The sequence below is a fragment of the Ignavibacteriota bacterium genome (genome assembly GCA_016713565.1).
Classification (GTDB): domain Bacteria; phylum Bacteroidota; class Ignavibacteria; order Ignavibacteriales; family Melioribacteraceae.
In genome coordinates this window covers 194,644-206,614 of record JADJOX010000007.1, presented here as the reverse complement: position 1 = coordinate 206,614, position 11,971 = coordinate 194,644, and the positions used below count along the sequence as shown (strand labels likewise).

The window sequence follows — 11,971 nt, the reverse complement described above, 5'->3', positions numbered from 1 at the left end:
ATTATCTAATATTAAATTACTCCTATACAACTTAAACAAATTTTTTGTTTTTCTTCTTTTTGTGAATTTTTATAAATATTTTGGCATAAATATTATACTATTAAAATTATTGATAGAATATATTGGAGTATTTATGGCAAAAGTTAAAGGCGATATCATTATTGATATTGAAAAATGCAAAGGATGCGAACTTTGCGTTGAAGCATGCCCTCAGGATTCTCTTCAAAGAGCCCGCCAAGTAAATAATAAAGGTTATTTGTATATAGTTAAAGTTATTGATAATTGCACAGGCTGTGTTAACTGTGCGCTTGTTTGTCCTGAAGGAGCAATAACAGTATACAGAAAGACAGATAGCGGCAACAAGCAAATTGCCGAAGTAAAAAATATCACTTCCGATATTTCAATTGAGGTGAACGAATGAAAGAATTACAATTAATGAAAGGCAATGAAGCATTAGCCGAAGCAGCAATACGCTGCGGCTGTGATGCTTATTTTGGTTATCCAATAACTCCTCAATCTGAAGTTTTAGAGTATTTAAGCCGCGAAGCCGAAAACAGAACCGGAATGGTTGTACTTCAAGCTGAAAGTGAAATTGCTTCAATAAATATGGTTTATGGCGCCGCAGGCACCGGAAAAAAAGTTATGACTTCTTCTTCAAGTCCTGGTATAAGTTTAATGCAGGAAGGAATTTCGTATATTGCTTGTGCCGAATTGCCTTGCCTTCTCGTTAATGTTAATAGAGGCGGTCCGGGATTAGGAACAATTCAACCTGGACAAAGTGACTATTTCCAAAGCGTGAAAGGCGGTGGTCATGGCGATTATAAATTAATAGTTTTAGCTCCCGCTACAGTTCAAGAAATGGCTGATTTTGTAAAATTCGGCTTTGATTTGGCATTTAAGTATCGAAATCCGGTTTTAATTCTTACAGACGGCGCACTAGGGCAAATGATGGAAAAGGTTGAATTATTTCCTCAGCAAGAGAGAAAATTTGAAGAATTCAACTGGGCTTTAACAGGAAAATCCCAAACAAGAAATCATAATATTATAACTTCTTTAAATCTTAAAGCAGAAGAAATGGAAATGCAAAATATTCATCTGCAAAACAAATACAAAGAAATAGAAAAAAATGAGATTCTTTATGAATTAATAGACTGTGAGGATGCAGATTACTTAATTGTGGCTTATGGATTGGTTGCAAGAATTTGCACAAAAGCAGCTCACCTGGCAAGAGAAAAAGGAATTAAAGTTGGCGTTTTAAGACCAATTACTTTGTTCCCATATCCTTATGAAATTATTAATAAACTTGCCGGTCAAATTAAAAGTATTCTTGATGTTGAAATGAATGCCGGACAAATGGTGGAAGATGTAAGATTAGCTGTAAATGGAAAAATTCCGGTTGAATTTTACGGAAGAATGGGCGGCGTGGTTCCCGCTCCAGAAGAAATTCTAAAAGCATTGGAAGAAAAATTAGTAGGAGTTGCCGTATGAATGAAAAAGCTTTAATAGATGATGAACATTTTGAACATACTTTAAGATGTGAACACGCGGAAGTAATTTCTCCTGAAAATATTGTTTATGAAAAACCCGGTACTTTGTTGGATGTCGATATGCATTACTGTCCGGGTTGCGGACATGGAGTTGTTCATAGAATTTTAGCGGAAGTAATTGATGAAATGGGAATTCAATCTGATGTTATTGGTGTTGCTCCGGTTGGATGTTCCGTTCTTGCTTATAATTATTTGAATATTGATTTTTCGGAAGCCGCACATGGCAGAGCTTCCGCAGCGGCTACAGGAATTAAAAGAGTTCTTCCGGATAAATATGTTTTTTCTTATCAAGGTGATGGAGATTTAGCCGCAATTGGAACAGGTGAAACTATTCATACTTGCAATAGAGGAGAAAATATTTTAATACTTTTTATCAATAACGGAATTTACGGAATGACGGGCGGACAAATGGCTCCGACAACATTACCCGGGATGAAATCAACTACTTCACCATTTGGAAGAGATGTTAATACAATGGGTAATCCTTTAAAGATGACTGAATTAGTTGCCATGCTTCCTGGAACTTACTATGTTACTCGTCAATCGGTTCATAAACCCGGTAATGTACGCAAGGCTAAAAAAGCAATTCAAAAAGCATTTGAATTTCAGAAAGATAATAAGGGCACATGTTTTATTGAAATAGTTAGTAACTGTCCTTCCAATTGGAAAATGACTCCAATTGAATCTAATCATTGGCTTGAAGAAAATATGCTTCCGTATTATCCGCTCGGCGATATTAAATTACCAAATGGGAGGAGTTAATTATGACTGAAGAAATTATTATTGCAGGATTTGGCGGTCAAGGCGTGCTCTCAATGGGAATGATACTTTGTTATTCAGGTATGATTGAAAATAAAGAAGTAAGCTGGATGCCTTCATATGGACCTGAAATGCGCGGCGGAACCGCAAATTGTATTGCCATTATCAGCGATACAAAAATAAGTTCTCCTATAATTTCAAAATTTGATACGGTTATTGCACTTAATCAGCCTTCTGTTGATAAATTTGAAAAAGCGGTTAAACAAGGCGGATTGCTTCTTTATGAAGCTAATAATGTTATTCATCCTCCCACAAGAAATGATATTGAGATTATTGGAATTGATGCGACAAAAGAAGCCGCTAAGATGAAAAACATAAAAATTATGAATATGATTATGTTGGGAAGTTTTCTACAAAAAAGGCCAATTATTGAAATTAAAAATATTCTTGAAGGATTAAAAAAAGTTCTTCCAGAAAGATATCATAATTTAATTCCGCTAAATGAACAAGCATTAAAACGCGGAATGGAAATGGCCGAAGTAAGTTCGATCTCAATTTAAATATACTATTATATTAAAATAATTAAACCCTTATGAAAAATAAGGGTTTTTTATTTATAATTTGAAATTCATAAAGTTTGATTGTATCTTGAAATCTGAATAAACAAGTTTTTCACTAAAAAATTTATTTGAATATCTAAATGGTAAATAAAATTTAATTTATAAATAAATGAATTGTTTATGAATTGAAGTTGAAAAATTTGTTGTAGTTGTTTAGTATTGAAAATTTTTTTTGTAATTCGTTATAAGATGTTAGCTAAAGTAAATTAAAGTTTAGGCATAATAGTATTTGTTTTGAACATTAAAATAAAATATAATTTTTCTTATTGGGATTTTTTAAAAATTTCTTCTGTATTTAAAAGTGAATATTTTCTACTTTTATCAGATGGGAAAAACTATTTTCAGGTTGTCAAATCTAAGTCACATTTAAAAAATCCTTTATAATAAACATGTTATGAAAAAAGCCCTTTTATTGTTTTTTATTTTAAATTTCACAATTATTTTATCCCAGTCAGATACAAAATCACTTAATAAAATTAATGATGATGATAATTCAAAATTTACCAACATCGGCAATATTGCGCTTACCATAACAAATTTTGGAACATACGGTCATGGCTTTAGTTTATGGCCCGAACAACCTTCTTGCGAATACCCAATTGGCAGCGGTATTGAAAATATTTTTGACGGCGGACTTTGGGTTGGAGCGTTTCTTAGTGACGAAAATGGAAATAATAAATTAGGTCCGTTTGTTACGACCGGAGCCGTTGACGCATCATCTGTTTCTGCCAGAGGCGGCGGATTTGAATTTACAAATAATGACGGCGAAATTGTAACCGAAAGATCATCTTTAATTGATTCAAAATTTTTTGATCCGAAAGCAATATCACACCAAGATTTTGTAATGAATTTTGTTGATACCAACAGAACTTTGAGTAATGGAGAATTAATTGTTGATCACAATCCGCTTGGCATTAGTATTCATCAGGAAACTTACGCATGGAATTTTCCATTTGCTGATTTTTTTGTGATTATGAATTATTGGATTAAAAACACCTCTAATAAAAAATTAGATAGTCTGCATGTAGGACTTTGGACAGATACCGTTGTTAGAAATACCAATATTACTTCACCGCGAACGGGAAGCGCATTTTTTAACAAAGGAGGAAACGGCTATAGCGATTCATTAAAAATAGCTTATGAATTTGATGCTGCGGGCGATGTTGGATTTACGGATAGTTATATTGGAATACAATATCTAGGTTCTGATATGAAGATTGATAGAGTAAATTTTGTTAATTGGCAGTTTCGAAATACCACCGATCCAAATTTCTTTGCCCCTCAAAACGATATTCAAAGATTTCAAAAGATGCTTGGGTTTTATGGCGGTGCAAATAGATTTGGAAAAGATCAGGCAATTAAACCAGAAACAATAAAATCCCCGAGCAACAGATCAATGTTAATTTCTGCCGGAATTCAGAATTCACTTCTTCCTGGGGATTCCGTAAATGTTACTTACGCGATTGTTGCCGGAAAAAAATATGGAAATGATCTGCCGTCATTTGATACCGAAGAACAAAAATCAGAATTTTATTTAAATGCCGGCTGGGCATTAAGAGCTTATAACGGTGAGGATAAAAACGGAAACGGTTTTTTAGATCAAGACGAAGACTTAGACGGCAACGGAGAAATTACAAGATATATTTTACCGGCTCCGCCTACGCCGCCGAAAATAAAAGTAATTCCGCAAAATCAATCTGTTGCAGTTTATTGGGATAAAAGATCGGAAAACTCAATAGATCCTATATCAGCAAAAAAGGATTTTGAAGGATACAAGATTTATAGAACAAATCCGGGTTATGATCTTACTGAATCGCAAAATATAAATTCATCTTTAGTTTTAGTAGCTGAATTTGATAGTGCCGGCAACAATATTGGTTTTAATACCGGTTTTGATTTTATAAGACTTGAATCTCCCATTACGTTCGAAGGTGATGATACAGAATATTGGTATAAATTTGAAATTGAGAATCAATTAAATGGATGGCAATATATTTATTCTGTTACCGCTTTTGATCAAGGTGATGAAGAGAATAGTTTGAATAGTTTGGAAAGCGGTCCATTGGCAAATATGCAAAAAGTTATACCCGGAACAGCTCCAACTGATAAAGAAAATGTTGAAATTGGTGTTTATCCAAATCCATATTATGGCGAAGCATATTGGGATGGAAATTCAGAAAGATTAAGGAAAATTTATTTTTTCAATCTACCTGAAGAATGTGAAATAATTATTTATACTTTATCTGGAGATATTGTAAAGAAAATTTATCATGATCCAAGCAGTAACGGCTCCGATTTGAGATGGTTTGAGACTTATTCAAAAGACGGCAAGCAAAAAATGTCAGGCGGTGAACACGCTTGGGATCTAATTACTGACAATGATCAGGCAATTGCTACTGGAATGTACTTGTTTACCGTTAAGAATAATAAAAACGGTAATATAAAAAGAGGAAAATTTTTAGTAATAAAATAAAGGGAATAAAATGAAAATTAATTATTTACTCATTTTACTTTTAATGTTAAGCATTGAATTATTCGCGCAGAACTATCCTGAAGTTACAATTAAAGATATAAACTTTGTGCCGAACGATTCATTACTTTTTTATGCGAGCAAGAATACTGAACCCAAATCTCTGCTTGTCGGCGATACTGTTATTATTACTGGCGTAGTAATGAATTCGCCATATTTCAATGCGGATCCGGCTAATGCAGAAATGTTAGCCGCAGGTGCACCTTCAGTATTTCTGCAAGATCAAAATAATCCTGAATGGGGCGGTGTTTTATTTAGAGATCCTTCTTTAACAAATGAAGTTTTTGCGGTTTTAGATTCCGGAATGGTAGTAAAAGCCGCAGTTGAAGTAGTTGAATACTTTACAACAACTGAAGCTGATGTTATCAGCTTTGACGCTTCAAATGTGATTGGAATTTCTGCAAGACCCAAACCCGTTGTGCTTACATTGGATTCTTTGTTTGTTAAAGGAACAACAACGCCGAATTATTTAGCGGAAAAATGGGAAGGTGTTTATGTAGAAATTCAAAATGTAAATACCTCTGATCCTGGAATTGTAGGATCAGGTACATTTAAAATTTTTGATGAAAACAATACGAGTATGGTTATTTATAATAAAGGGAATTATATACGAACGGGATTTATTCCTCCAACGGCGGGAACAAGTGTTACAAGAATTAGAGGTTATATTGAAACAAGAACAGGCGGACAATACGGCTGGTTTATGTTGAATCCGGTTTATCCTGATGATATTATTTATGGTGAAAGCGCTCCAAATATTAGTAATGTTGTTAGAGATAAAGGCGTGGTTAAATTTAATGAAGAAGTTATGGTTAGCGCAAAAGTAGTTGATGAAGATAAAACTTCAGGAATAAAAAGCATTAAGCTAAATTATAGCATTAATAATGCGAATTTTGTCGCCGTAGATATGACTTTAACAAATTTGGCTGATTCTATTTGGAGTGCAACAATTCCATCTGTCAGCGATTCATCCTTAATTAAATATTATATTTCCGCTGTAGACTCTAATAATTTTTCGTCAACCAGTCCTTCAAATATTGAAAGAAGCTACTTTTATTTAGCATTGGATAGAGAACTTAAAATTCAAGATGTTCAATATTCTCCATTTGGCAGCGGTTACAGCGGATATAATGGTTATGAAGTTACAGTAAGCGGACAAGTTTCGGCAGATACAACTGATATTCAAGGAGATGGCGCAAATATTGGACCGCAAGTTTATATTCAGAATGGTACCGGTCCTTGGAGCGGTATTCAAATATTCGGAGTAGAGGCAAATGATGTAAGAAGAGGTGATATTCTTAAAGTTACCGGTATTGTTAATGAAAGTTTTGGTGTTACAAGAATAGGGACATTAGATCAAGGTGTTACAATTGAAACATCTCTTGCGGATAATTTTGAAGGTGTTCAACCAACTGTTATTTCAACTTCGGAAATAAACGCTTTGGGAGACGGATTGCTACCAGCCGAATCTTATGAAGGTGTTCTAGTTAAATTGGAAAATGTAACTGTGGTAAATGATAACGCAGACGGAGAATCAGGTCCTGATATGGGAAGCGGCGGAAATAGAAATTTTGGCGAAATGTTTGTCGCCGATACTTCTAATGTTCAAATGAGAGTTGAAGTTCAAGACGGAACTCATGATTATAATAATTTTTGGGACACATCATTGGAAAATAAAGGAATTAGAATTGAAACCGGGAACACATTTGAAAGTATTACCGGAATTCTATTTTATTCTTTCAGTAATTATAAATTAGTGCCAAGAAAAAATGATGATTTTGCTGGATTTAAAACCGATGTAAAAAACAATTTAGAAATTCCTGTTAATTATAGTCTGTCACAAAATTATCCTAACCCATTCAATCCAAGTACTTTAATTAGTTATTCGGTTCCAAATAATATTTCAAGCAGAAATGCAAAAGTAGTTATTAAAATATTTGATGTACTTGGAAGAGAAGTTATAACTTTAGTAAATAAAGTTCATTCACCGGGAAACTACGAAGTAAGATTTGACGGAAGTAATCTATCAACCGGAATTTATTTCTATACTTTAAATGCAGGAGAATTTTTCCAAACAAAGAAGATGATGCTATTAAAGTAATTGAATAATGGAGAAGTAATAAATTAAGTCTTTGAGTTAAATGTAAATTGAAAAAACAAATATTAAAATATCTTTTAATAATTATAGTAAGTTCTGTTATAAGTTGTAATGAAACAGTAAACGACAATCCGGTGGAAAATTTTCCTCCGGAAACTCATTTATTTATCTATACAGATTCTTTAGTAAGTCAGCAAAAAAGTAAGCTCCAAGTTCATTGGTGGGGTGACGATAAAGACGGACTTGTAATTGGCTATTTGTTTAAGTGGGAAGGAATAAATGATAATTGGGAATTTACAAAATCAAATGATTCTGTTTTTGCGCTTCCAATCGGAACAGTAGATACATCATATAATTTTTATATATCGGCAATAGATAATTCAGGTAATGGAATTTATGACAATGAAGTTTATCTCAACGGTGTGAATATTGGCCATGAACCATTTACCGACTTAAATAAAAACAATAAATATGATTTATCTGAACCTTTTATTGATTTTGGTTCAATTGATGCAACTCCGGCGATTCAGAAGTTTCCGATAAAAAACTCGCCTCCGGAAATTACTTGGAACGATCTCAGTATAATTCCCGAAAAAACTTTTCCGGCAATTACAGTTGGATGGAACGCATTTGACTTGGACGGAAATGAAACAATTACAGAAATTCAAATTGCTCTCAATGATACTACAAATTTTGTGAGCTTAAACGGCTCAACCAGATTGGTTGCGCTTGTTGCTTCATCATCCAATGAAATGAATATTTTTATAAATGCGGATGAAAATAAAATACATCAAGATAAATTAAAGAATTTAAAATTAGATGATTTTAATAGACTTTATGTCAGAGGTATTGACATAAGCGGTTCTAAATCAAAATTTGAAATGTTACCTGATTCGGAAAAAAAATGGTTTATTGAAAAACCAAAAGGGGAACTTTTAATTATTGATAATTTTGCCGGAGGAACACAATCCGCTGATTTTTACAAAAACAGTTTTAATAACTTTGCTAATGAGAAGTATAATATTCTTGATCTGGAAAGTGTATCGCTTCCTTATGAAGCAATTACATTTAAAAGTACATTGAATTTATTTAAATATATCTTTTGGTATTCGGGTTCAAATCCAAGAATTGATCTTGCAAATTTAATAACTCAAAATTATATACAAAGCGGAGGTAAAATAGCATTTTCAATGACGTTTCAAGATTCATCTGATAATTTTGAATTTTCAAATCAAATTGCACAAACATTTTTACCGATTGAAAGCTTCGACAATAAAAAACCATTAACATTTATGTTTGCGGGCGCGAATTTATTACCTGGCACAAAGTTCAATGATTTACCTTTATTGAAAACAAGTTCCACAATTGGTTTTGTGAGAACATTTAAAGTAAGTGAAATTTCCGCTTCTAAAGCTTACGATATTACAAGCAGCCAAATCAATGGCAGCATTGCATTAATGAACAACACAAAAAATTTATTCTTTATTGGAATTCCCATTCATCAATGTGACGCAAACGGCAATGCCGCAGAATTATTAAAGCGAATTTTTGTAAATGAGTTTGGAATGGAATAATGAAAAAAATACTACTGATTTTCATATTATTTCATTCAATTGTTTTACCTCAGAATACCGGAAAAATTCAAGGTAAAATTACAGATAAAAATTTAAACGATCCTTTGCCGGGTGTTAATATTATTATTGAAGGAACATACTACGGCGCTGCAACTGATTATAATGGAAATTTTATAATCGATAAAATTACACCCGGCAAGTACACTGTTAAAGCAACGCTAATTGGTTTTAAACAGATGGTTTTTACCGGTATAGAAATTTTACCCAACAAAACTACACGTCTCGATATAAAAATGGAAGAAACCGTTTTAACAATGGAGCAGGATGTGGTTGTAATTGGCGATAAACCTTTAGTTGATGCGGAAGAAACGCAAAGCATTAAATCGATAAGCAAAGAAGATTTGGAAGTTGCCGTAATAGAGAACATTAAAGATATAGTTACACAGCAAGCGGGTGTTGTTCAGTCAGATAATGCAATTCATATTAGAGGCGGCAGATCCTATGAAAACGCATTTTTGTTAGATGGTGTTTCGGTACAGGATCCTTTAGCCGGCACAGGTTTCGGCTTACAATTAAGTGCTAATGCAATTGAAGAAGTTGAAGTAATTACCGGTGGTTTTAATGCTGAATACGGGCAAGCAACATCCGGAGTAATAAATGTAAAAACACGTGAAGGCGGTGAAAAATATTCCGGCGCGGTTTCTTATAAAAGAGATAATTTTGGATTTAAATCTTCTCCGCATGTTTTTAATACTGATATTTCTGAAGCAAATTTGAGCGGACCCGAACCAATAACGACATATTTACTTCCGCAATTGGGATTACAGATTCCCGGAAGGCTCTCATTCTTTGCAAATTTTTATATGGGAATAACCGATGGAATAACGCAAGGATATTTTAAACCAACCGCAAAGCAGCTTTATTCTTCAACATTTTATGGTACAAGATTCGCACCGCGTGCTGAGAACAGCTGGTTTTGGCTTGGTAAATTGACATATACAATTTCGCCAACAATGAAATTGGATTATTCGTTCAATCAATCAATTGGTATTAATCAAAATTCACAATCATTACAATCTAATTTAGAATATGTTGAACCAAGTCCAGGTTATCAATATGAGTTTCAATATAATTTAGATGAAGCAAACGTATTTACGCATAATAACATTTATAATTCTATAACTTGGACACACACCCTTAATTCAAGTACGTTTTATACATTGAAAATAAATAAATTCTTTTCCAACCTGCGGGCGGACGCAAACGGCAAGTATTGGAATGAATATATTGAGCCTAAAGATATTGTCACATTTCCAATCGAATATTACAATCTGCAGACTGATACAATTGGCGTAATTCCCGGTGATGGATTTTGGGATATTGGAAATCCTTATACTTGGCGTGATCATTACATTGATGAATTATCTTTTAAAGGCGACGTAACAAACTTTTTTGACGAAAAGAATAAATTCAAAGCAGGGTTTGATATAATTTTTCAAGAAATGCAGGTCATAGATATTTACAAACCATGGATCGGCGAATTAGGCTTAAATAATGATATATATAAAGTTCATCCTGCTAAAGGTTCATTCTATGCACAGGATAATATAAATTTCAGCGGAATGATATTAAATTTCGGTCTAAGATTAGATTATTGGTTCCCTGGGAAATATGTGGATAGAGCTGTTGAAAATCCTGATGTTGTAACAATTCCCGATGAAATTAGAAAAAGATATATTGATGATACATTTAAATGGTTTAATGGAAACAGATTCAAAGCCAGATTAAGTCCGCGACTGGGTATTTCGCATCCTGTTACGGATAATCAAGTTTTGTTTTTTTCTTACGGGCATTTTAGTAAATGGCCAAACCCTAAATATGTTTACGCAAAACTTAATCCGACAAATGCAAAATCTTCATTTCAAACTTTTGGAAATCCGAACTTAAATCCGGAAACTACGGTCGCATACGAGCTTGGATTGAAAAATCAGTTTTCTACAGATGACGTTCTCACAGTTACGGCAGATTATAAAGATATCTTTGATTATGTTAGAACAAGAACAGCAAAAATTACTTCGCCAAGATTTGCCACTCAATCATTTACAACTTATGCAAATTTAGATTATGCAAAATCCCGCGGACTTGAATTGGAATATAAAAAAAGAATTGGAAATTGGTTCAACGGAATGTTGTCTATTTCTTATGCAATTGTTACGGGAAAGAGTTCTTCGGCTGAAGAAGGTGTTTTAATATTGCGCGGCGATTTGGATGAATCAATTAAAGAGCAGTATATGTCTTGGGATAGACCTTTTACGTTAAATAGCAGTTTAAATTTTTATATAGAAAAGGGTAAACCATTATTTGGTTTTGCGCCTGGAATTCTAGATGATATAAATATTTACGGAAGATTGTTTTATCAATCGGGTAAAAGGTATACTGAAAATATATTTACGGGAAATTATGATACCGACGGCAGACCTGAATATATAAGTGATAGACAAAATGCTTTGGAAGGAATTGGTGATAATTGGTTTTGGATTGATATGAATATAGAAAAATATTTTAAAGTTGCCGGTTTGAATTTTTCGATATTTGCGGAAATAAATAATTTGCTTGATACAAAAAATTCGGCCATTATTAATCCCACAACCGGAAAAGCTTATGAAAATGGAGATCCTACACCATCTTCTTGGAATGATCCGAAATATCCGGATCTTCAAGCTCCGTTAAATCCATATCCTTATAATCCGGCAAGGTATTTAACCAGGAGAAATATAAAGTTTGGAATTAGTTTAAAATTTTAATTAGGGTTATTTATTAAAAGAAAGTTTCGTGATTTTGTA

Annotated in this window: 8 protein-coding genes; all 8 read left to right on the top strand. The window is 33.2% G+C overall.

Translation table 11 applies throughout. The features are described 5' to 3' along the window. Positions 1-133 precede the first annotated feature (133 nt). The 8 genes from IPK06_07955 to IPK06_07920 all read left to right on the top strand — a co-directional run bounded on the left by IPK06_07955 (position 134) and on the right by IPK06_07920 (position 11,932). Positions 134-421, top strand: a complete 288-nt coding sequence (locus IPK06_07955) for a ferredoxin family protein (GenBank protein ID MBK7979926.1) — start codon at positions 134-136, stop codon at positions 419-421. Continuing rightward, positions 418-1,488: a 3-methyl-2-oxobutanoate dehydrogenase subunit VorB gene (locus tag IPK06_07950; GenBank protein ID MBK7979925.1), complete on the top strand. Its 1,071-nt coding sequence runs from the start codon at positions 418-420 to the stop codon at positions 1,486-1,488. The genes IPK06_07955 and IPK06_07950 overlap by 4 nt, the downstream gene beginning before the upstream one ends. Continuing rightward, on the top strand, positions 1,485-2,309 hold the full coding sequence (locus IPK06_07945) for a 2-oxoglutarate oxidoreductase (GenBank protein ID MBK7979924.1): 825 nt from the start codon (positions 1,485-1,487) through the stop codon (positions 2,307-2,309). The genes IPK06_07950 and IPK06_07945 overlap by 4 nt, the downstream gene beginning before the upstream one ends. A 2-nt stretch (positions 2,310-2,311) precedes the next feature. Then, complete coding sequence (locus IPK06_07940; protein ID MBK7979923.1) at positions 2,312-2,866, top strand: 2-oxoacid:acceptor oxidoreductase family protein; 555 nt, start codon at positions 2,312-2,314, stop codon at positions 2,864-2,866. 454 nt (positions 2,867-3,320) lie between these two features. Continuing rightward, positions 3,321-5,399: a hypothetical protein gene (locus IPK06_07935; protein ID MBK7979922.1), complete on the top strand. Its 2,079-nt coding sequence runs from the start codon at positions 3,321-3,323 to the stop codon at positions 5,397-5,399. A gap of 10 nt (positions 5,400-5,409) precedes the next feature. After that, positions 5,410-7,557 carry a T9SS type A sorting domain-containing protein gene (locus IPK06_07930; GenBank protein MBK7979921.1) on the top strand — a complete coding sequence of 716 codons (2,148 nt, stop codon included), beginning with the start codon at positions 5,410-5,412 and terminating at the stop codon, positions 7,555-7,557. A 47-nt stretch (positions 7,558-7,604) separates the two neighbouring features. Further along, entirely contained in the window at positions 7,605-9,128 is a 1,524-nt protein-coding gene (locus tag IPK06_07925) for a hypothetical protein (GenBank protein MBK7979920.1), read from the top strand. Continuing rightward, complete coding sequence (locus IPK06_07920; GenBank protein ID MBK7979919.1) at positions 9,128-11,932, top strand: TonB-dependent receptor; 2,805 nt, start codon at positions 9,128-9,130, stop codon at positions 11,930-11,932. The genes IPK06_07925 and IPK06_07920 overlap by 1 nt, the downstream gene beginning before the upstream one ends. The last annotated feature ends 39 nt before the right edge of the window (positions 11,933-11,971 follow it).

What these genes read in the sequence shown, in the direction of transcription:
- IPK06_07935 (MBK7979922.1), top strand. Translation starts at nt 3,321, where the DNA reads ATGAAAAAAGCCCTTTTATTGTTTTTTATTTTAAATTTCACAATTATT.
- IPK06_07940 (MBK7979923.1), top strand. Translation starts at nt 2,312, where the DNA reads ATGACTGAAGAAATTATTATTGCAGGATTTGGCGGTCAAGGCGTGCTC.
- IPK06_07950 (MBK7979925.1), top strand. Translation starts at nt 418, where the DNA reads ATGAAAGAATTACAATTAATGAAAGGCAATGAAGCATTAGCCGAAGCA.
- IPK06_07920 (MBK7979919.1), top strand. Translation starts at nt 9,128, where the DNA reads ATGAAAAAAATACTACTGATTTTCATATTATTTCATTCAATTGTTTTA.
- IPK06_07945 (MBK7979924.1), top strand. Translation starts at nt 1,485, where the DNA reads ATGAATGAAAAAGCTTTAATAGATGATGAACATTTTGAACATACTTTA.
- IPK06_07955 (MBK7979926.1), top strand. Translation starts at nt 134, where the DNA reads ATGGCAAAAGTTAAAGGCGATATCATTATTGATATTGAAAAATGCAAA.
- IPK06_07930 (MBK7979921.1), top strand. Translation starts at nt 5,410, where the DNA reads ATGAAAATTAATTATTTACTCATTTTACTTTTAATGTTAAGCATTGAA.